The 20,405-nt window shown below is 64.3% G+C and carries 18 protein-coding genes and 1 tRNA gene; 6 read left to right on the forward strand and 13 right to left on the reverse strand.

Annotated features, from left to right (window positions below; genetic code table 11):
* The first annotated feature begins 55 nt into the window (after positions 1-55).
* Positions 56-469, forward strand: a complete 414-nt coding sequence (locus CK498_RS04405; protein WP_095619664.1) for a SpoIIAA family protein — start codon at positions 56-58, stop codon at positions 467-469.
* A gap of 19 nt (positions 470-488) precedes the next feature.
* On the opposite strand, the gene CK498_RS04410 is transcribed toward CK498_RS04405, so the two are convergent.
* The 3 genes from CK498_RS04410 to CK498_RS04420 form a co-directional block, all read right to left on the reverse strand.
* Positions 489-914: a DUF3617 domain-containing protein gene (locus CK498_RS04410; RefSeq protein WP_095619665.1), complete on the reverse strand. Its 426-nt coding sequence runs from the start codon at positions 912-914 to the stop codon at positions 489-491.
* A gap of 531 nt (positions 915-1,445) precedes the next feature.
* Entirely contained in the window at positions 1,446-1,640 is a 195-nt protein-coding gene (locus CK498_RS04415; RefSeq protein ID WP_095619666.1) for a hypothetical protein, read from the reverse strand.
* 54 nt (positions 1,641-1,694) lie between these two features.
* Positions 1,695-3,305 carry a multicopper oxidase family protein gene (locus tag CK498_RS04420; protein ID WP_095619667.1) on the reverse strand — a complete coding sequence of 537 codons (1,611 nt, stop codon included), beginning with the start codon at positions 3,303-3,305 and terminating at the stop codon, positions 1,695-1,697.
* Positions 3,306-4,111: 806 nt separating this feature from the next.
* Between CK498_RS04420 and CK498_RS04425 the strand changes: the two genes are divergently transcribed.
* The 4 genes from CK498_RS04425 (at position 4,112) to chrA (ending at position 8,935) form a co-directional block, all read left to right on the forward strand.
* Positions 4,112-4,708, forward strand: a complete 597-nt coding sequence (locus CK498_RS04425) for a Spy/CpxP family protein refolding chaperone (RefSeq protein ID WP_095619668.1) — start codon at positions 4,112-4,114, stop codon at positions 4,706-4,708.
* A gap of 80 nt (positions 4,709-4,788) precedes the next feature.
* Positions 4,789-7,293, forward strand: coding sequence for a heavy metal translocating P-type ATPase (locus CK498_RS04430; protein ID WP_217987688.1), 2,505 nt, complete (start codon positions 4,789-4,791; stop codon positions 7,291-7,293).
* Entirely contained in the window at positions 7,290-7,481 is a 192-nt protein-coding gene (locus CK498_RS04435) for a hypothetical protein (RefSeq protein WP_095619670.1), read from the forward strand. The genes CK498_RS04430 and CK498_RS04435 overlap by 4 nt, the downstream gene beginning before the upstream one ends.
* 80 nt (positions 7,482-7,561) lie before the next feature.
* The gene (gene chrA / locus CK498_RS04440) at positions 7,562-8,935 is read left to right on the forward strand and encodes a chromate efflux transporter (protein WP_095619671.1); all 1,374 of its coding nucleotides are present in this window, start codon (positions 7,562-7,564) and stop codon (positions 8,933-8,935) included.
* Positions 8,936-8,958: 23 nt separating this feature from the next.
* Here chrA and CK498_RS04445 read toward each other — a convergent pair whose 3' ends face one another.
* Positions 8,959-9,444 carry a Crp/Fnr family transcriptional regulator gene (locus CK498_RS04445; RefSeq protein ID WP_229358959.1) on the reverse strand — a complete coding sequence of 162 codons (486 nt, stop codon included), beginning with the start codon at positions 9,442-9,444 and terminating at the stop codon, positions 8,959-8,961.
* Between the two features lie 191 nt (positions 9,445-9,635).
* A complete protein-coding gene (locus tag CK498_RS04450) occupies positions 9,636-9,890 on the reverse strand; it encodes a Crp/Fnr family transcriptional regulator (protein ID WP_229358960.1) in 255 nt (84 codons plus the stop codon).
* Between the two features lie 30 nt (positions 9,891-9,920).
* Here CK498_RS04450 and CK498_RS04455 point away from each other — a divergent pair, with 30 nt between their 5' ends.
* Positions 9,921-10,226, forward strand: a complete 306-nt coding sequence (locus CK498_RS04455; RefSeq protein WP_407645833.1) for a diguanylate cyclase domain-containing protein — start codon at positions 9,921-9,923, stop codon at positions 10,224-10,226.
* A 384-nt stretch (positions 10,227-10,610) separates the two neighbouring features.
* Here CK498_RS04455 and putA read toward each other — a convergent pair whose 3' ends face one another.
* From putA to CK498_RS04495, 8 genes are all read right to left on the reverse strand, one after another.
* On the reverse strand, positions 10,611-14,276 hold the full coding sequence (gene putA / locus CK498_RS04460; protein ID WP_095619674.1) for a bifunctional proline dehydrogenase/L-glutamate gamma-semialdehyde dehydrogenase PutA: 3,666 nt from the start codon (positions 14,274-14,276) through the stop codon (positions 10,611-10,613).
* A gap of 94 nt (positions 14,277-14,370) precedes the next feature.
* On the reverse strand, positions 14,371-15,861 hold the full coding sequence (gene putP / locus CK498_RS04465; RefSeq protein ID WP_095619675.1) for a sodium/proline symporter PutP: 1,491 nt from the start codon (positions 15,859-15,861) through the stop codon (positions 14,371-14,373).
* 560 nt (positions 15,862-16,421) lie between these two features.
* Positions 16,422-16,509: transfer RNA gene (locus CK498_RS04470), tRNA-Ser, on the reverse strand.
* A 121-nt stretch (positions 16,510-16,630) separates the two neighbouring features.
* Positions 16,631-17,149, reverse strand: coding sequence for a YiiD C-terminal domain-containing protein (locus CK498_RS04475; protein ID WP_095619676.1), 519 nt, complete (start codon positions 17,147-17,149; stop codon positions 16,631-16,633).
* On the reverse strand, positions 17,149-17,709 hold the full coding sequence (locus CK498_RS04480) for a nitroreductase family protein (RefSeq protein ID WP_095619677.1): 561 nt from the start codon (positions 17,707-17,709) through the stop codon (positions 17,149-17,151). Before CK498_RS04480 ends, CK498_RS04475 begins: the two co-directional genes overlap by 1 nt.
* Before the next feature lie 52 nt (positions 17,710-17,761).
* Positions 17,762-18,598, reverse strand: a complete 837-nt coding sequence (gene queF, locus CK498_RS04485; protein ID WP_095619678.1) for an NADPH-dependent 7-cyano-7-deazaguanine reductase QueF — start codon at positions 18,596-18,598, stop codon at positions 17,762-17,764.
* On the reverse strand, positions 18,595-19,368 hold the full coding sequence (locus CK498_RS04490; RefSeq protein WP_095619679.1) for an ABC transporter permease: 774 nt from the start codon (positions 19,366-19,368) through the stop codon (positions 18,595-18,597). Before CK498_RS04490 ends, queF begins: the two co-directional genes overlap by 4 nt.
* Entirely contained in the window at positions 19,365-20,330 is a 966-nt protein-coding gene (locus CK498_RS04495; protein WP_095619680.1) for an ABC transporter ATP-binding protein, read from the reverse strand. The genes CK498_RS04490 and CK498_RS04495 overlap by 4 nt, the downstream gene beginning before the upstream one ends.
* Positions 20,331-20,405: the final 75 nt, after the last annotated feature.

Here is a 20,405-nt window from a genome sequence, read left to right on the forward strand (position 1 = left end):
CTGCTGTTGAGCCCCGCCCCAGCATCGCGCGGCGGGTCCAACAGGAGGCCATGAGATGATCGAACTACTTCCGTCAGGCGCCGCCCATCTGGTCGCGATGCGCGTCAGCGGCCGCGTCGATGTTGACGACCTGCAAGTCATCATCGACGCCATCGAGGAGGCCAAGCGCCAGCAGCCGCGCATCAGTTTCTACGCCGAGCTCGACCAGATGCGCTGGATGACCGCCACTGCGTTGCTGCGCGATGTCGGCTATGGGCTGACCCAATTGAGTGAGCTATCGCACTATTACCGCGCCGCGGTGGTCAGCGACAAGCGCTGGGTAAGACGTGTGGTGCGACTGGAGGATCGGCTGTTTCGCTCGCTGGAGATGCGTGTCTTCCCCACTCGGCAGCACGCCACCGCGCTGGAGTGGGCACGCCACCGGCCCGAGGCACCCGAGCCTGCCGCGGCGGGCGCCACGGCAGGCTGAGTTTGGCCGCCACTGGGGCTCAGCAGTCGCCGAGACGCTCGCCTTGCATGCTGGTATTCATGACCATGTCGCCCATCGGCGTGGTGGTGTCGACCTGCATGTCGCCCTCCATGCGGTCCGAGAAGTAGCGCATCTCGCCCACCACCATGGCTTCACCGCCCTCGCCCTGGCACGACATGCGGTAGCTCATGCTCTCGCTGCTGGCCTCCTGCTCGAGGAACTCGCAGCCCTCTTCTTCCTGGATGAACGCCGAGTTGGCCTCGTCGATGGCATCCTGGGTCAGGCACTCGCGGTGGGTATCGGTTTCATCGGGAATCGGGAAGTCGCCCTCCACGGTCGTGGTGCTGGTGAACTCCCATTCGCCCGGCTCGAGATTGGGGGACTCCGCCAACGCGGCAAGGGGCAGGGCGAGCAGCGCGGCAGACGCCAGGGCACGTAACAGCATGGGACAACCTCCGAAACAGTGAGTGACGCCTTGCAACAGGCGCGGTGTCCCGACAGCTTAGCCCAGGCGTGGCGTCATGCAAAAGCGCCCCACCACACAAGTAGGGCCCAACCTTGGTGGCCGGGCCCTTCTCAGCGTTGCACTCCTTGCTGCCTCCATGGGCGTCCTGCCCATACTTCCCTGTGCTGGTGCGCCTCCCTGGCGCTTGTCTTCCTTGGCTGAGCGACTCCTTGCTCAACGGTCACCACCTTCGCATGCTCAGCGCGTCATTAAGCTAACCCAGGTTAAGGAGTGGCAAAGAAAAAGGCATAGAAAGAGACTGAGTAGCGACCCCCGCGACCAAGGAGGGATCCCATGCACCTATCGACGTCATCTCTCACGCGTTCGGCGTATAACTCACCTGCCTGCGCTGTCTCAACTGCAACGTCTATGACGAAGTTCGGCTCTCGGGTATCGCCGCGGGGCTCAAGCCTACTGGCTGATGCCGTTACCACTCTACGGTCAACCCTACACCATGCGCTAGCTTCCGGTTCATTCGAGACGCGACCAGTCACGTCCGCCATTGCCGCTGATCAATAACTGTCCCTGCTCATCGGCCACCACCAAACGCTGGGGGGCGTTCGGATCCACCGCCAGGTGCAGCAAGTAGCGCTCACCCCAGCCTCGCTTTACGACGTCCCACTCGCGGTTTGCTTCCTCGACTCCCAGCAAGCCGCCCCCTACCATGAAGACATAAAGCTCCCCCTGGCCGGCCACGGTATCGCAGGTGCCGAGGCAGCCTCAGTTCACGCGGATCGTCGCCATCATGCCCAGTTCCTCGTGCTCGATGATGTGGCAATGGAACAGCCAGTCGCCGGGCTCGCGGAACACCATGCGCAACTTCATGCGCTGGTAGGGCACCAGGTTGATGGTGTCCTTCCAGGCCAGCCAGGGCGCCTCGCGCCACTCGCCATCGGCATCGCGGGTGGCGATCACCTGGAAGTGGGTGCCGTGGACATGGAAGGGGTGGTCCATGTGGGAGTTGTTGAAGACCTCCCACTCCTCCACCTCGCCGACCTGGCCCTCGAAGAGGATCTCGTCCATGGCGAAGGCGCGACCGTTGATCAGGAAGTCCACCTCGGGGCGGGCATCACCGCCCTGGCTGGCCCCGTGGTCCGCATGACCGGCGCCTGGGTCATGGGAGCCATGGCGGCTGCCGCTGCCGCCGCCTTCGTGGGCGGCATGGGGGGCGTCGTGTTCCATTCCGTGATCGTTATGGTCCGGCATGACCTCGGTGAGCTCCACCTGGCGATACACGTCCGGTTCGCCCAGGGGCGCTACGCGCCCCAGTCGCTCGGGTAGTGATATGGCAGGGAAGACACCGGCGTTAAGAGTATGGATCGACAGTAGCGGTGCGACCTGATCCAGATGAGGCGGCCGAGCGCCCATCCAGCCGCGCTCATAGGGGTGGCTTGCCAGCAGGAAGCGTCCATCGGCCCGCTCACTGACCCGTACCAGCAGGTCGGCGCGCTCGCCCGGGGTGAGCAGCAGCTCCTCTAGCGGCTGCGGCCGCTCGATCAACCCTCCATCGGTGCCGATCAAGGTCAGCTCGTGCTGCTCCAAGCGCAATCGCAAATATCGGCCAGCGCAGGCGTTGACCAGCCGTAGCCGCAGGGTCGTGCCAGGCGCAACATCCAGGCGCGGTTCGCGCTGTCCGTTGACCAACAGTAGCTCACCCTCGCGTCCGTTCATCCAGTCCTCGGCGGTATGCGCTGCCACCTCACCCTCCACATCGAGACGCAGGTCGCTGACCATCAGCAGGTGCTCTTCCACCTCCGCCGGCAACACGTCCTGAGCGGGCCTTACCAGCAATGCTCCCGCCAACCCGTGGGCGATTTGCCGGGCGGTGCCATGGTGTGGGTGAGGATGGAACCAGTGCAGGCCGGCGCTGCCCTCGGGGAGGGTGTAGCGGTACTGGCGGGACTCGCCTGGCACCACGGCGTCCCATGGGGCGCCATCCTGGGCCTGCGGCACCGGCACGCCATGCCAGTGCACGGTGGTCTCATGCGACAGTTCATTGGACAGGGTGATATCCAGTTCATCGCCTTCCCGCACTTCTATCAGCGGCAGCACCTTGCCGTTATAGAGCCACAGCCTGGCCTCCAACTCGTCGTGCAATGGCACTGCATGAGCAGCCGGGGTCAAGGTACTTTGAAAATGGCCGGCAGCATCGCTCAGGTTGACGATGCGCGGCAGCGGCTGCAGCGCTAGCCCACCCTCCGGCAAGGCGGCAAGCACCGCGGGTGTAGCCGAATGGGGATATTGACGAGACAGGGCAAAGCCCATGCCGCCCGTTGTGGATAGCACCAGGGCCCCTAGCGCCGAATAGCCCAAAAATTCGCGACGATTCATTAAGTTGTCCTCATAACATGAACACTCTCACCGTGGATCGATCATCACGGTGCCATGGGGGGGTAAGAGGCTCAGGCGCGAGGAGGGCGCTCGAAGGGGGCGGGAGGCTCTGACGGATAGCCCAGGCTTGGCCCGGGCAGGGGGGAGGAAGATACCGCTGCCTCAGCGGCCAGCCGAGCCATGGAGGCTCCACACTGAGCGCAGGGCATGCAGCAAAGAGACACTGCAGTGGGGTGAGACTCACCCATCTCGGCCGTTGCAGCCAGATCCCAGGCCTGCGGGTCATGCGTGGCCAGCTTCTCCTGACAGACGGCATCGCCCTGATGCCCGCCCGCGGCCATAGGCGGTGCGAAAGCCATCAGAAGGGACATCATCATGCAGATTAGCCAGTGGTAGCAGAGTCGAGACATGCGCTGAAACGGCCATTCAAGCCAAAACAGCGGCGAGTATTTCACGCCCTCAAGGAAGCTCGCAACCGACGTCCTGCACGCAGGTTGACCATCGCGGCTCGCTTGATCTGCATCAATGGAAAGGTTGCGGCGTTGAACTAAGGTGAGTGCACCACCCTGTCAGTCGAGCCTCGCGCCATGGACCTGGCCGAACCCGCGACATGCCCAGACTCAAGGCGGGTCGGACTGCCGCCCTGCCCCGGTCATTACGATCTACCTGCTCACTCAGCGGTTCAGGCCTCGAGACTCACTCATCGTTGGTGCTGAAGAAACGACATTGACCTGCGTGCAACACACAGCTCGCAGAATGTAGACGATGGCAATCGATCGGGCCTCTCGCCCGACGGGAGAATGAACATGAAGCTTCGCAAGCAGACGTTGACACTCGCACTCGCCGTGGCACTCGCTGCCAGTGGCACCGGCATTACCCTCGCCCAGGGGATGATGGGCGGCAGCCAGGGCGGTATGAGCTCCGGCATGATGGGTGGCGGCCAGGGCGGCATGGGTCCCGGCATGATGGCTGGAATGATGGGGGGCGACCAGGGCGGCATGGGCCCCGGCATGATGAAGGGCATGATGGCTGGCGGCATGATGCCCTGCCCGATGATGGGCGGCGGCGCCGGCATGGGCATGATGTCGATGCTCGACGATGAGCAGCGCAGTGCGATGCGCGAGCTGATGCAGGAGCACCGCCCTGCCCAGTTCGAGCGCATGGGGCAGATGATGAACCTGCGCGACGACCTAATGGCCGAGATGCACGGCGAACGCCCCGACCCTGATGAGGTCCAGGCGCTACACGGCCAGATGGCCGAGCTGCACGGTGAAATGATGGCCGGGATGGTGCGCATGCGAAACGCCATGCATGACCTGATGAGCGACGAACAGCGCCAGCAGCTCGAACAGGCCACGCCCGAGGGCGGCGCCAATCCCGACGACCACGATGCCCATCACTGAACCGCGTTGATAGCAGCGCCAGGATGTTCCGGCGGCCACCCAGTGGCCGCCCCTTCGGCCCCGCCCGCAGGAGGCATGCTTTGAGCGATTCCACCGCGAACAAGATCACCCTGACGGTGCCCGGCATGGGCAGTGACCACTGTGCCGGCATCGTGCGCAAGACGCTCCAACGCCTCGACGGCGTGGGCGAGATCGAGACCAATATCGCCAACCATCGGGTCAGCGTGACCATCGACGATGACGGCCCCGATGGAGAGACACTGAAAGGCGCCGTGGAGGGCGCCGGCTATGACGTGGCCGCCGTCAGTGGCGATAGCGGCAAGCAACAGATTCGCCTGACGGTGCCCGGCATGGGTTCGGACCACTGTGCTGGCATCGTGCGCAAGACGCTTGAACGCCTGTCGGGCGTCGAGTCGATCGACACCAATATCGCCAATCACCGTGTCTCGGTCACCGTTAGCGGCGACCTCGATGGCGACACGCTCAAGAGCGCCGTGGAGGGCGCCGGCTACGATGTCGCCGCCGTGCAGAGCGACGAGGCGGAGGAAGGCGAAAGCGACGCCGAGATCGAGGAGGCCTATCTGAGCCAGGCCCGCAAGCGGCTATGGATCGCCGGCGTGCCCACCACCCTGATCATGCTGCTGATGATGCCGCACATGTTCTGGCAGCCGCTTCCCGGCTATCTGGCGATCGTGGCGCTGCTGGCCTTCCCGGTGGTGTTCCTCTACGGCGGGGCAGCCACCCATAAATCGAGCTGGCGCTCGCTGAAGAACGGCACCTTCAACATGGACGTGCTGATCTCCATGGGCAGCCTACCGCCCTACCTGATCGGCCTGATCGGCTTCGTCTACCCGATGACCTCGTTCATCGAGATGGCCGCCACCATCATGACCTTCCACCTGCTGGGGCGTTACCTGGAAGCCCTGGCCAAGGGGCGCGCGTCCCAGGCCATTCGTCGCCTGCTGACCCTGGGCGCCAAGACGGCACGGGTGGAGCGCGACGGCGAAGAGGTCGAGGTGGCAGTGAAAGAGTTGGCACCCGGCGACATCATGGTCGTGCGCCCCGGCGACAAGATCCCCACCGACGGCGAGGTAGTCGAGGGCGAGAGCCATATCGACGAGTCCATCGCCACCGGCGAGTCGATCCCGGTCTACAAGAGCAGCGGCGACAGCGTGATCGGTGCCACCATCAACAAGGAGGGGCGCTTGCGGGTCAAGGCGACCCGGGTTGGCGGCGATACCTTCCTGTCACAGGTGGTCAAGCTGATCGACCAGGCCCAAGGCTCGCGGGTGCCGATCCAGGAGTTCGCTGACCGCATGACCGGGCGCTTCGTGCCGGCGGTACTGGCCATCTCCCTGGCCAGCCTGGTTGCCTGGGCAGTGTTCCCGGATGCCCTGCGTCCGATCCTCGACTGGGGCGCGACCTTCCTGCCGTGGGTGAACCCCGAGGCTGCCACGCCGATCCTTGCCATCCTCGCCGCCATCGCGGTACTCGTCATCGCCTGCCCCTGCGCGCTGGGCCTGGCCACGCCCACCGCACTGATGGTGGGCTCCGGCATCGGTGCCGAACGCGGCATCCTGATACGCTCCGGCGAGGCGATCCAGACCTTCAAGGACGTCAAGGTCATGGTGCTCGACAAGACCGGCACCATTACTCGCGGCGAGCCGACGCTAACCGAAGCGGTCGCCGCCGACGGCGTCGACGAGACACGCCTGCTGACCCTGGCGGCGAGCGTGGAGAACGCCTCGGAGCACCCCATCGCCCGAGCCATCGTGGATGGGGCCAAGCAGCGCGACGTGAAACCCGGCGAGGTCAGCGAGTTCCGTTCCACCGGGGCACGCGGCGTCTCAGGCAAGGTCGGCGAGGAGACCGTGCTGATCGGCAATCGTCGACTGCTGGAAGAGGAAGGTGTGCAGGGCCTCGAGTCACTGGATGACGCCATGAGCGAGCTCGAGGGCAAGGGCCGCAGCGTGGTGATCGTCGCCGCCGACGGCCAGGCGCTGGGCCTGGTGGCCGTGGCCGACACCCTCAAGGAAGAATCGATCGAGGCCATCCGCGGCATGCATGCGCTGGGCCTGCACGTGGTGATGATCACCGGCGACAACGAGCGCGCCGCCCGCGCCGTGGCCGTCGAGGTCGGCATCGATGAGGTCCAGGCCGGCGTGCTGCCGGAAGGTAAGGTCGATGCCATTCGCGCACTTCAGGAAAAACACGGCAACCACGTGGCAATGGTCGGCGACGGCATCAACGACGCCCCTGCCCTCACCCAGGCCAACGTCGGCATCGCCATCGGTGCCGGCGCCGACGTCGCCATCGAGGCCGCCGACGTGACACTGGTGAGCGGCGAGCTGACCGGGGTGGTGGACGCCATGCATCTCTCTCGTGCCACCTACGGCAAGATCGTGCAGAACCTGATCTGGGCCAGCGGCTACAACATCGCGGCCATCCCCATCGCCGCGCTGGGCCTGCTGCATCCCATGATCGGCGTGATCGCCATGACCGCAAGCTCGCTGTCGGTGATCGGCAACTCGCTGCTGCTCAAGCGGCGTTTCACCCGCGAGACCCCGCAAGGAGACGCCCAATGAACCGCCTTCACCACTGGATGATGACCGCCTGCCTGGTGCTGATGGGGGCAGTCATGCTGCTGCTGATGTGGCGCGCCCAATCGCTGAGCGGCGGCGCTTGGCTGCTGCTACCCATGGCACTGTGCCTGGGGGCTCATTGGCTGCTGCATCGCCACTGCGATAAGGAACAGGACACTGGCGATCGATGACTGGACAAGCGCGGCGAGCACGTCGAGGATAGGGCCCCGTTGTAGCCTCGCTTCCTCCTGCCATCAGCCGAGAGTGTGCCATGCCGCCTGTCACCGAAACGCCCCACCAGGTTCCGTTCCGTGAGGCCGTGATGGTCTGGCTGCGCATCGCCATGCTGAGCTTCGGCGGCCCGGCTGGGCAGATCGCGGTGATGCACCGTATCCTGGTCGAGGAGAAGCAGTGGATCGGCGAGCGGCGTTTCCTGCACGCCCTCAACTACTGCATGATGCTGCCAGGACCGGAGGCCCAGCAGCTGGCGATCTACATCGGCTGGCTGATGCACCGCACCAAGGGCGGCCTGGTTGCCGGTTGCCTGTTCGTGCTGCCCGGCTTCATCGCCATCCTGGCACTCAGCTACCTCTATGCGGCGCTGGGTAACGTGGGGCTGGTGGAGGGGCTGTTCTTCGGCCTCAAGGCCGCCGTACTGGCGGTGGTGCTCAATGCCGTGGTACGGATCGGCAAGCGGGCACTCAAGAATCGGATCATGCTGGGCCTGGCAGCGGCAGCCTTCGTGGCCATCTTCTTTTTCGACGTGGCCTTCCCATTGATCATCCTGAGTGCGGCGCTGCTGGGTTACTGGGGCGGCAAGCGCGGCATGATGGCCTTTCAGGTGGGCGGCGGCCATGGCAATGGCAACGACCAGGGACTCAGCGACCGCGACTCGCTGCTCGGTGAGGGGCTGCCGGCCCACGCACAGCCCAACCCCGGCTGGTCGCTGCGCATCTCGGCCATCTTCCTGCTGCTGTGGCTGACACCGGTGGCGCTGCTGTTGATCACGCTGGGTGGTGAAAACGTCTTCAGCCAGATCGCCACCTTCTTCAGCAAGATGGCGGTGGTGACCTTCGGCGGCGCCTATGCGGTGCTCGGCTATGTGACCCAGGAAGCGGTTCAAAACTACGCTTGGCTGGCCCCCGGGGAGATGCTCGACGGCCTGGGCATGGCCGAGACCACCCCGGGACCACTGATCCAGGTGGTGCAGTTCGTCGGCTTCATGGCTGCCTACCGCGAGGCCATTGGGCTCGATCCGATGCTGGCGGCGACCCTGGCAGCAGTGCTCTCCACCTGGGTGACCTTCGTGCCCTGCTTCCTGTGGATCTTCCTCGGCGCGCCCTACGTGGAGCGCCTGCGTGACAACCGCGCCCTCAGTGCCGCGCTGTCGGCCATCACCGCGGCGGTGGTCGGCGTGATCCTCAACCTGGCGATCTGGTTCGGGCTCCACGTGATCTTTGCCGAGGTCGAAGAGTGGCGCGCCCTGGGGGCTCGCCTGCTGATCCCGGACCTGGCCTCGCTGGAGCCGCTTGCCCTGCTCCTGTCTGCCGCGGCCATGCTTGCCATCTTCCGCTACAAGGTCGGTATGCTCACTGTGCTGGGCGGCTGTGCACTACTCGGGGTGCTGTTCTCCTTGGTGTTCTAGCATAGAATTTTTCAGCGCTGCGCTTACAGCACCTGGTCATATAGCGCACGATCAGCACGATAGCAGCCACACGATGCGTTTATGAGGCCCTCGCGGTCGAGCACGATAATGTTGCCACGATGGTAGCTGATCAAGTCGCGGTGCTGCAGTGCCAATGCCGCCGACGTAACGCCCGCCCGCCTGACGCCCAGCATCCCCGCGAGAAACTCATGGGTCAGCTGGAGCGTGCTGGAGCTGGCACGGTCTTGGGTCATCAGCAACCAACGCGCCAGTCGCGCCTCGACTTGGTGAAAGTGCGTGCAGGCAGCCGTTTGGGCAAGCTGAACCATGACCACATAAAGATAGCGCTGGAGTCGCTGCTGAAGGGCGGGAAAGCGCAGCATCATGCGCCGAAAACATGCAGCGTCCATGCGTAGCGCCAAGCCTGAGCCTTGTACCAACGCGCACAGTGGGAATTCCTCGACGCCCAGGAGCAGCGACTCACCAACCATCCCTTCGCGCCCGGCCATGGCGACCTCCAGCCACTTATCGCCCTCATGACCGACAATCAGTGAGATAAAGCTATCGAGTGGAAAATAGACGTGCTCAACGAGCGCTCCAGGCTCAATCAGCCTCTCGCCAAAGCTAAGCTCAACGACCTCGCAGGCAGCGACAAAGGTGGCGTGCTCACTCGGCAGTAATTCATCGAGCAGCTGGTTAGCTACGGGGAGTGAAAGGAGATCAACTCCGCCCGCTGCAGCTTGCCGGCCGACTCCGTGACGCCTTCCCGACGTACGCCCAGCATGTTGGCGATCAACTCCTGCGTCATCACCAGCTTGTCACCCGGCAGGCGATCGAGACTCAGCAGCAGCCAACAACACAGCTGCTGATCGACACTGTGGTGGCGATTGCACACCGCTGTCTGGGCCATCTCCGTCAGTAGCGCCTGGGTATATCGCAGCAGCAGCCGCTGCATCACAGCGGCACGATAGAACTCATCCTTGATGTGCTGGCCTTTAAGCCGATAGGCATCCTAGGCGGCGATGAATTCTTGATTCTACTGACCGAGGTGCAGGATATCGATGGTGTCCGGCACGTCGCCGATGCCGTCTTCGACGCATTGCTAGCGTCGCACCCGGTAGGGGGGCAGGCGATCACCATCACCGCCAGCCTGGGTATCAGCCGCTATCCGGATAGCGGCACGACCCCGTATGAGCTGATGCATCACGCAGACACCGCCATGTATTGCAGCAAGCGCCGGGGGCGCAACAATTACCAATTCTTTTCCGGTGATATGCTGCACGGTCTATAACGCCAAGCACGCAGCGTAACCCCCCAAAAAATAAGTGAAAATATTGCTCTGGTGTTCGCCAGCGCACAGTCGGAGTGGCGGATAAGGCTTACTATCAATTCGAGTGAGGCGAGGGAAATGCCTAGATAGGATGTCGCACTATGCGCCGCAGAGGATGGGGCGCTAACCATTTACGTAAGGCATTAATAGAAAAATCACCATGGCACTAAAGAATGCCGCCCCTCGGGTTGATGCTGTTTTCTGCATAACAGCACAGCTTGGCTTTTTCGTCATGAGTGACATCCACGCCGCAGACAGCACTCTCCCCTTATATTACCCGACTTGACGCCGCCACTCTGCGACTGGAGGCGGCCATTCACAGGGCCGCCATGCCAGTCGGCGGGCCTATTCGGCCGTCGCCAGCAGGCTGGCATTACCCCCCGCGGCAGTGGTATCGATGCACAGATGGCGTTCCACCACGTAGCGTTCCGGCGCAATGACCTGGGTCTCGAGCGGGATGATCGCACCGTCGCGCTTGGCGAGGGCCAGCCGCAGCTCGCGGGTCCAGTCGCTGGCGCCGGCGGCGGCTACTGCGGCGATGCCATTGAGGTCGCTCAGCGCCTTCGGCATAACGATGCCGTCGAGCCCAACCAGCGGCGCCCCGGCATCGATCAGCGGCTTCACCGCCTGCTCGGCGCCTGTCGCCACCACCACCGCCGCACAGCCTGTGCCCAGCGCCTGGGCGGCCTGCGCCAGGGCGATATCCAGGGTCGGTCCCAGGCACAGCACCGGCCCCTTCGGGTACTGCGACAATCGATTACTTTCCCCCGTCGGCCCCGGCAGGGTCTGCGGTGTCATGTCCAGTGCCGCCGTCTCATTGAGCGCCCTGCGTACCACGCCGCCCTTGCCGGACAGCGCGCGGCGCAGCACCTCGACCCGGTCGGGTCGCGCCGCCCAGTTGCGTGAGTCGAGCCCGTCGAGGGCCGGCTGCAGCGCCTCGAGTGTTACGGCCTTGCCCTGCGGTGCGTCGTAACGCTCCGCGGGTGCAGTACGCCGGAAGCGCGAGACGTAGAGCGGACCGCCGGCCTTGGGACCGGTGCCCGAGAGGCCCTCGCCGCCGAAGGGCTGGGAGCCGACGATGGCGCCGATCTGGTTGCGATTGACGTAGATATTGCCGACATGGATGCGCTCGACGATCTGCTGCACGCGGTCGTCGATGCGGGTATGCAGGCCGAAGGTCAGCCCGTACCCGCGGTCGTTGATGGCATCGACCACCTTGTCGATGTCGCGCGCCTTGAAGGTGGCCACGTGCAGGACCGGACCAAATATCTCACGCTCGAGATCCTCGATCCCGCCGACCTCGACCACCGCCGGGGTAACAAAGGTGCCGGTGTCCGGCACCGGCAGCGTCTTCATCACCTTGCCGGTTTTTTCCTGCTCCGCCACGTAGGCGCTGATGTCGGCCTGGGCCTCGGCGTCGATCACCGGCGAGACGTCGGTGTCGGTATTCCACGGATCGCCGATGGTCAGCGCGTCCATGGCGCCGTCGAGCATGTGGAGTAGCCGCTCGCGGGCCTCTTCCTGGACGTAGAGCATGCGCAGCGCCGAACAGCGCTGGCCGGCCGACTGGAAGGAGGAAATCAGGATGTCGCGCACCGCCTGCTCGGTCAGCGCCGTGGAGTCCACGATCATGGCATTCAGCCCGCCGGTCTCGGCGATCAGTACCGCGTCCGGCCCGGCATTCTGCGCCAGGGCCTGGTGGATGATCTGCGCCACCGGGGTCGAGCCGGTGAAGCACACACCAGCAATCCGCGGATCGTTGGTCAGCGGACCACCCACCGTCGGCCCGTCACCAGGCAGCAGTTGCAGCGCCGCTTCCGGCAGTCCGGCCTCACGCATCAGTTCGACGGCGCGGGCGGCGATCAGCGGCGTCTGCTCGGCGGGCTTGGCCAACACGGCATTGCCGGCCGCCAGCGCCGCAGCGATCTGGCCGGTGAAGATGGCCAGCGGGAAGTTCCACGGGCTGATGCAGACGAACATGCCGCGGGCACTGCCAGGCTCCTCCGCCTCCAGCCGCTCGGCCTCGTTGGCATAGAAGCGCAGAAAATCCACCGCTTCGCGCACTTCGGCGATGCCATCGAACATCATCTTGCCGGCCTCGCGGGTGGCGATCACGGTCAGCTCGGCGATGTGCGCTTCATAGAGGTCGGCGGTGCGGTGCAGCACCTCGGCGCGCTGCGCCGCCGGGCGCGCCGACCATTCGCGGAAGCCCTGCTCGGCGGCATCGAGGGCGGCGGCCACCTCCTCCAGTGTCGCTTCATGTACCTTACCAATCACCCGCGAGCCGTCGGCGGGCGACAGGGCGTCGCGAGCCGGCCCTTGCGGTGCCGGACTGCCCACCAGCATGGGGCCTGCCGTCCAGGTGGCGTCGGCAAAGGCCTCACGCGCCTTGAGCAGCGGCAGGATCGAGGCGGGTTCGTTGATGCGGTAGCCCTTGGAGTTCTTGCGATCGGGCGCGAACAGCTCGCCGGGCTGGCGAATCAGCGGGCTTGATACGTCCTTGCCAAGCTGCTGGAACCCGGACACCGGATCCTTCGAGACCTCGCTGGGAGGGATCGAGCTATCCACTACCTGGTTGACGAACGAGGAGTTCGCACCATTCTCCAGCAGGCGGCGCACCAGGTAGGCCAGCAGGTCACGGTGCGCGCCGACCGGGGCGTAGATACGGCAGTGCGTGCCTTCCGCCTGCTTGACGATATGGTGCAGTGATTCACCCATGCCGTGCAGGCGCTGAAATTCGTAGCTCTCCTTGTCACCGCCGGCCATGGCCACCACGGCGGCGCAGGTGTGGGCATTGTGGGTGGCGAACTGTGGGTAGATACGGTCACGACGGTCGAGCAGCATTTGGGCGCAGGCCATATAGCTGACGTCGGTATTGACCTTGCGCGTGTAGACCGGAAAGGTCTTGACCCCCATCTCCTGGGACAGCTTGATCTCGGTATCCCAGTAGGCACCCTTGACCAGGCGCACCATGATCTTGCGGTCGAAGCGTTCGGCAAGCTCGTAGAGCGCCTCGATGACCGGCGCGGCGCGGCGCCCATAGGCCTGTACCACGACCCCGAAACCGTCCCAGCCATCGAGGCTGGGGTCCGACATCAGCGCTTCGATCACGTCGAGGGAGAGGTCGAGCCGGTCCTGCTCCTCGGCGTCGATATTGAAGCCGATATTGGCCTTGGCCGCCTGCTGCACCAGCTCCCTGGCGCGTGGCACGAGTTCCGCCATCACCGTGTCACGATGGGTATATTCATAGCGCGGATGCAGCGCCGAGAGCTTCACCGAGATGCCGGGGCTGCCGCGCACATCGCCCTTGGCCTGCTTGGCAATCGCGCTGATCGCCTTGGCGTAGGCCCGGTGATAGCGGACGGCATCCTCGTCGGTGCGTGCCGCTTCGCCGAGCATATCGTAGGAGTAGGTGTAGCCCTGCTTCTCGAGTTCGCGGGCATTCTTCATGCCCTCCTCGATGGTCTGGCCGAGCACGAACTGGCGGCCGAGGATCTTCATCGACTGGCCAACGGCCTTGCGCACCACCGGTTCGCCCATGCGGCGGACCAGACCGCGCAGCGCCCGCGTCGGCCCCTTGGGATCCTCTTCCAGCACCTTGCCGGTCAGCAGCAGCGCCCAGGTCGAGGCGTTGACCATCGACGAGGACGACTTGCCCAGGTGGGCACCCCAGTCGGACGGCTCGATCTTGTCGTGGATCAGATCGTCGATGGTTTCCGCATCTGGCACGCGCAGCAGCGCTTCAGCCAGACACATCAAGCCCACGCCCTCGGTGGTCGAGAGTCCGTACTCGGCCAGGAACGCCTCCATCATCGAGGGCGACCTCTCCTTGCGCACCCGTGCCACATAGTTGGCGCCCACGGCGGCCACCTCGCGGCGCTCCTCCTCCGACAGTTTGATACGCTCGACAAGCGCCTGCAGCACCGCTGCTTCATCGGCGTCGTAGTTGGCGCGGATGCGTGCCCGGAGGTCTGCCGAATCGATGTGCAGATATCGCTTGGCGTCGTTCATGCTGAATCTCTCCTTGCTACCCGAGACGTAGCATTGATGCGCCGCATAGTTGGAGCTCCCGCAGGAGCTCTCTCACTACGTGGACTGCGCCCTGCTAGCGAGTGATGTGCTGATATTCACCAGCATCGGCCGTCACGCTGCTCACCACCATGATGGCAACAAAGGAAGCGATGAAGCCAGGAATAATCTCGTATACACCGGGGCCACCCATAAACTCACCGTTCCAGCCCAGGGTGATCCAGATCATCACGGTGGCGGCACCCACCACCATGCCGGCGATGGCGCCGGCGCCGTTGGTGCGAGGCCACATCAGCGACAGAATGATCAGCGGGCCGAATGCCGCCCCGAAGCCCGCCCAAGCGTTACTGACCAGCCCCAGCACCTGAGAGTCTTCATCGGACGCAATCACGGCGGCCACGATACCCACCAGCACCACACACACGCGGCCCACGGCCACGCACTGCTGCTCGGTCGCGTTCTTATGCAGGAACAGGCGGTAGAAGTCCTCGGTCAACGACGAAGACGACACCAACAGCTGACTGGAAATCGTGCTCATGATGGCCGCCAGCAGCGCCGCATAGAGGAAGCCGGTAATCAGCGGATGGAACAGCAGCTCCGCGAGGATGATAAAGATCGTTTCCGGGTCCTCGACGTCCATGCCGTTGCGGATCGCATAGGCGCGGCCGAAGATCCCCAGCGAGACCGCACCGATCAGCGAGATAAGCATCCAGCTCATGCCGATGTTGCGGGCAACCGGAACGTCCTTCAGCGAGCGGATCGCCATGAAGCGCACGATGATATGCGGCTGACCGAAATAGCCCAGCCCCCAGGTCACCGCCGACAGCCAGCCGATAAAGGTCAGCCCCGAGGTCCAGGAGAGCAGCGTGGGATCGACTTCATTCAAGGTCTGTGAGGCCTGGCTAAAACCGCCGCCCCCTTCGCCGAAGAGCACCACCGCCGGCATGATCACCAGCGCCAGCATCATGATGCAGCCCTGCACGAAGTCGGTCATGCTCACGGCCAGGAAGCCGCCGACGACGGTATAGATCAGCACCACGCCGAGGGTGATCATGACCCCCATGGCGTAGTTGCTCATGTCGCCGAAGTTGTATATCCCGGCGAACGCGCTTTCGAACAGCTTGCCGCCCGCTACCAAGCCTGACGCGGTGTAGACCGCAAAGAAGATCACGATGACGATGGCGGACACCGTCCGCAGAGAGAGCGCCCGAGTCGGAAACCGGTTGGCCAGGAACGCCGGGATGGTAATCGCATTGCCGTAATGCACGGTCTGCTCACGAAGCCGCGGCGCCACCAGGGTCCAGTTGAAGAACGCACCCACCAGCAGGCCGATACCGATCCACGCCGAGCCCAGGCCGGAGACGAACATTGCCCCGGGCAGCCCCAGCAGCAGCCAGCCACTCATGTCCGATGCGCCGGCTGACAACGCCGCCACTTGCGGGCTGAGGCCTCGGCCACCCAGCATATAATCCTCGGATGAGGCCGTCGCTTTGCGCATGGCATAGATGCCGATGGCGATCATCAGCGCAAAGTAACCAAACAAGCTAATCCAAACACCAGTAGCCATGAACGTTCTCCCGTTCGTCAGGGTAGAACCAGCACCGTCAGGCAAACGCTTTACCCGTGATGAGCCCGGTGGTGGCACGCATTTTTAACGCCGCTTTTTATTCGCGTCACTCATTCGCGTAACAAGGCGGTACTGCCTGTGACGCCAGTCGTTCATCGCCATGCTCACCTCCTCCCGTTACATTTCGCCTTGTATGTATTCAAGAAATCAGCCTCCTTCCTTCTTTTGGTCCCACGTGATAGCCATCATGATGCTCACCACGATAGGTCTCTCTACTTATCAGGAGTTTGCTTAACATTACAAAGCGTAGCAGGTAATTCACTCCGCTGGCCTGCCGTCCTGCATACGGTGATTGGCCACCGCCGGCGATGAATTTACGACAAGAGCACGAAGCGAATAACAGACAGTTGCGTGCCACCCCATAACCCATAAGAGATGGGTAATGCCGGGCTGAACGAGAAAGGCCGTCGACTCGCGCAAGGGCAAGGGCAAGGACGCGAGGTAGTGACACCGCCAGAAAAAGAAAAAGCCGCTGAAATCAGCGGCTTTCTCGATATTTGTGGCGGAGGGGGAGGGATTCGAACCCTCGAAGCCTTTCGACTTACACACTTTCCAGGCGTGCTCCTTCGACCACTCGGACACCCCTCCACATTGTGGCTCTTTCGCAGGATCGGGCGGCGTTAGCGGCTCGGCCTATGCGTCAGAACGGCGCACACTGTAACGAGCCAAGCCTGTGATTGCAAGCCGTTTTTCCGCTGCGGGCGGGGCGTCAGGTGGGCGATGAGGGCAGTACGGCATAGTCGCCGCCAGCCTCGAAGCAGAGCGTTTCGCCGCAGTAGAGGTGCTGAACGAGACTGATGCGGCCCTTGCCGCGGTTGGTGAGTCGTTCCCTCAACGCGGCCACGCCATCCGCCGAGGCGGGCTCGCAGCGCAGGCGGTAGTCGCCGCTGACCGGGGCCAGGAAACGCTGCCGGGCATCGGCGATGACCACGTCCTGAGCACGCCCCTGCTGGCGCAGCCACAGGGTCAGCCAGCACCAGCCGATCAGGATGGCCTGAGAGGCCATGGCGCCGCCGAAGCCGGTGCCCTTGTCGTTGAGGCTGGGAGCCAACTCGAGATGCCATTCGAGCGCCTCACCGTCCAGTCCCATGCGCTGGATGCCGAGATGCGCCACCTGGGGTATGGCCTGCTGCAGCCAGTGCTGAAATGCCTCCAGGTCATCCCCCAGCCCCGCCTTCGGCAGCGCCAGGCGCGGGTGTGGCTGGCCGGGGCGGCGCGGTATATCCATCAGTCCCAGCGCTCGACGAAGTCGGCCGGGTCGCGCTCGGGAAGCGGCTTGTGGCGCCCGGCCAGCTGACCGAGGTAAAGAAAGCCGACGATCTCGTCGTGCTCGCCAAGGCCAAGCCCCTTGCGCACGGTGCTGTTGAAGGCGTAGTGGCCGCTGCGCCACATGGCGCCGAGGCCCAGGGCATGGGCGGCGAGTACGATGCCGTGGGCGGCGCAGCCGGCGGAAATCACCTGCTCCACTGGCGGTACCTTGGGCAGATCCGGGGTCACCTTGGCAATCACCGCGATCACCATCGGTGCGCGAAGGGGCTTCTTGCGCGCGGCGTTCAGGGTGTCATCGCCACTGTGCGGGTCGTCGCGGTACTCGGCCTCGGCGAACAGCTCACCGAGGCGGTCGAGGCCCTTGCCGGAGAACTCGATGAAGCGCCATGGCGTCAATTCCTTGTGGTCGGGCGCGCGCAGCGCGGCGCGGTACAGCGCCTCGCACTGGGCGGCGTCAGGGGGCGGGCCCATCAGCTTGCCCATGGAACTGCGCTCGTGCAGCAGCGTCATGGCATCCATCCGGCGTCTCCTCGTAGTGGTGTCGAATAGGCCACCAGCTTACCGCAGTGGCTTACTGCCGAGCCAGGCGCAGCGGCTCCGGCGGGCGCTCGCCGGGGGTCGCGCGCCAGGGGCTGATATCCAGGCCGCCGCGACGCACGTAGCGCGCCAGCACCAGCAGCCGTTCGGGTCGGGCGCGGACCATCAGGTCGCTGAAGATGTGCTCGACGCAGTGCTCATGGAAGTCCTGGTGCTGGCGATAGCCGATCAGGTAGCGCAGCAACCCTTCACGGTCGAGCCGGGGGCCGCGGTAGCGGATCATCACGCTGCCCCAGTCGGGCTGGCCGGTGACCGGGCAGTTGGACTTGAGCAGGTGCGAGTGCAGCGTCTCCTCGACGATCTCCTCCCCTACCTTCAGATGGGCGGCACTCGGAGTGTAGTCGTCGACCTCGATGTCCAGGTCATCCAGGCACTCGCCGGGCAGGCGCCGCGGTGCCAGCGCCTGGTCGTCGACGCCGAATAGTGCTACCTCGACGGCTGATCCGGCCACGCCGCTCAGATCACGCTCGAGCTTCGCTATCACCTCTTCGCGGCTGGCGAAGCGGGTCTGATTGAAGCCGTTGAGATAGAGCTTCCACGACTTCGACTCGATCAGATTCGGCGAGTCCGCCGGCAGCCGGAAGCGCGCCACCGCCACCAGCGGCTTGCCGCGGGCGTTGAGCCAGGAGACCTCGAAGGCGTGCCACTCGTCCTCGCCAACGAACGGCAAGGCGCCCTCCTCGATGCCTAGCGGCGCGCGGTTGGCGGCCCGCGGGATGGAATAGAGCAGCGTGGCGTCGTAGCGCTCCGGGTAGGCCGATTCGCGGCCCAGCGGAGCGTGTTGCAGGGTATCGGGACGATGCTGGCTCATGAACGAATTCCCTTGCCGTGTTCGAGCATCCACAGCGCAATGCCGAACAGCACCACGATAAAGGCCACGATGGCGCTCAGCGCCCAGACCACCGGGATGTCCGAGACGCCCAGGAAGCCATAGCGGAACACGTTGACCATGTACAGGATTGGGTTGAGCATCGACACCCCCTGCCACAGCGCTGGCAGCATCGAGATCGAGTAGAACACCCCGCCGAGGTAGGTCAACGGCGTGAGGATGAAGGTCGGCACGATGGAGATATCGTCGAACTTGTCGGCCAGCAGCGCATTGATGAAGCCGCCGATGGAGAACAGCGCCGAGGTCAGCACCACCACCACGATGGTCAAAATTGGGTGGGCCATGCTGATACGCGTAAAGAACAGCGACACTATGGTCACGATCAGCCCTACGCCCAGCCCGCGCGCCATCCCCCCCAGCACGAAGCCGGTCAGGATAACCCAGTTGGGCATCGGCGAGACCATCATCTCCTCGATGGAGCGCTGGAACTTGTTGGAGAAGAAGGATGACGCGACGTTGGAGTAGCTGTTGGTGATCACCGCCATCATGATCAGCCCGGGGACGATGAAGTCCATGTAGCTGAAGCCATCCATGTCGCCGATCCGCGAGCCGATCAGGTTGCCGAAGATGATGAAGTACATGGTCATGGTGATCGACGGCGGCAGCAGGGTCTGCGGCCAGATCCGCGTGAAGCGCTTGATCTCCTTGTGCACCAGGGTCCATAGCGCGATGGCGATCTGTGTCGGGCTCATGGGCGCGCCTCCGCCGCGGCAGCGGCACGCGCAAGGTCGGCATTGCCCTGCTCGACCATGGTTACGAACATCTCCTCGAGGCGGTTGGCGCGGTTGCGCATCGACACCACCTCGATGCCCTGTTCGCCCAGGGCGGCGAAGATATCGTTGAGCCGCTGCCCGCGGTGCACCATGACCGCGAGCTGGGCGCCGTCTACCTGCTGCACCTCGAAGCCTTCGATGTGCGGCACCGCCTCCAGCGGTGCGGCCAGGTCGAACAGGAAGGTCTCGGTGTCGAGCTCGGTGAGCAGTGCCCTGACGCTGGTATTACGGATGATCTCGCCGTGGTTGATGATCGCCACGTTGCGACACAGGCTCTCGGCTTCCTCGAGGTAGTGGGTGGTGAGAATGATGGTGGTGCCCTCCTCGCGGTTGATGCGGCGCAGGTACTCCCACATGCTGCGGCGCAGCTCGATATCCACCCCGGCGGTAGGCTCGTCGAGGATCAGCAGCTTGGGGCGGTGCATCAGCGCGCGGGCGATCATCAGCCGGCGCTTCATGCCGCCGGAGAGCATCCGCGCGCTGCCATCGCGCTTGTCCCACAGGCCGAGGTCGCCGAGCAGCCGCTTGGCGCGGGGCAAGGCCTCGCTGCGCGGCATGCCGTAGTAGCCGGCCTGGGCCAGCACGATATCGATGACCTTCTCGAACTGGTTGAAGTTGAACTCCTGGGGCACCACGCCGAGGTGATACTTGGCGCGGGCGAAATCGCGGTCGGTATCGATGCCAAAGATCGAGATCTGACCGGCGCTCTTCTGCACCAGTGAGCAGACCACGCCGAGGGTGGTCGACTTGCCGGCCCCGTTGGGCCCGAGCAGCGCGAAGAAGTCGCCCTGTTGCACGTCGAGATCGATGCCCTTGAGGGCGTGAAAACCGTTGCCGTAGACCTTGGTCAGCCCACGGATGGACAGCGCCGGTGTGGCCATCGGGATCTCCCGGGAGATGGGTGAATCATTAGGCGACTAAAGATATGGCCGATCGTCGAGAATTCAAGGGCCTCG

Source organism: Halomonas salipaludis, from assembly GCF_002286975.1.
In the GTDB taxonomy this organism is placed as follows: Bacteria; Pseudomonadota; Gammaproteobacteria; order Pseudomonadales; family Halomonadaceae; genus Franzmannia; species Franzmannia salipaludis.

Coding starts and splice junctions, on each gene's coding strand:
- CK498_RS04405 (WP_095619664.1), top strand. CDS start 56: ATGATCGAACTACTTCCGTCAGGCGCCGCCCATCTGGTCGCGATGCGC.
- CK498_RS04410 (WP_095619665.1), bottom strand. CDS start 914: ATGCTGTTACGTGCCCTGGCGTCTGCCGCGCTGCTCGCCCTGCCCCTT.
- CK498_RS04415 (WP_095619666.1), bottom strand. CDS start 1,640: ATGGTAGGGGGCGGCTTGCTGGGAGTCGAGGAAGCAAACCGCGAGTGG.
- CK498_RS04420 (WP_095619667.1), bottom strand. CDS start 3,305: ATGAATCGTCGCGAATTTTTGGGCTATTCGGCGCTAGGGGCCCTGGTG.
- CK498_RS04425 (WP_095619668.1), top strand. CDS start 4,112: ATGAAGCTTCGCAAGCAGACGTTGACACTCGCACTCGCCGTGGCACTC.
- CK498_RS04435 (WP_095619670.1), top strand. CDS start 7,290: ATGAACCGCCTTCACCACTGGATGATGACCGCCTGCCTGGTGCTGATG.
- chrA (WP_095619671.1), top strand. CDS start 7,562: ATGCCGCCTGTCACCGAAACGCCCCACCAGGTTCCGTTCCGTGAGGCC.
- CK498_RS04445 (WP_229358959.1), bottom strand. CDS start 9,444: ATGGCCGGGCGCGAAGGGATGGTTGGTGAGTCGCTGCTCCTGGGCGTC.
- CK498_RS04450 (WP_229358960.1), bottom strand. CDS start 9,890: ATGCAGCGGCTGCTGCTGCGATATACCCAGGCGCTACTGACGGAGATG.
- putA (WP_095619674.1), bottom strand. CDS start 14,276: ATGAACGACGCCAAGCGATATCTGCACATCGATTCGGCAGACCTCCGG.
- putP (WP_095619675.1), bottom strand. CDS start 15,861: ATGGCTACTGGTGTTTGGATTAGCTTGTTTGGTTACTTTGCGCTGATG.
- CK498_RS04475 (WP_095619676.1), bottom strand. CDS start 17,149: ATGGATATACCGCGCCGCCCCGGCCAGCCACACCCGCGCCTGGCGCTG.
- CK498_RS04480 (WP_095619677.1), bottom strand. CDS start 17,709: ATGGATGCCATGACGCTGCTGCACGAGCGCAGTTCCATGGGCAAGCTG.
- queF (WP_095619678.1), bottom strand. CDS start 18,598: ATGAGCCAGCATCGTCCCGATACCCTGCAACACGCTCCGCTGGGCCGC.
- CK498_RS04490 (WP_095619679.1), bottom strand. CDS start 19,368: ATGAGCCCGACACAGATCGCCATCGCGCTATGGACCCTGGTGCACAAG.
- CK498_RS04495 (WP_095619680.1), bottom strand. CDS start 20,330: ATGGCCACACCGGCGCTGTCCATCCGTGGGCTGACCAAGGTCTACGGC.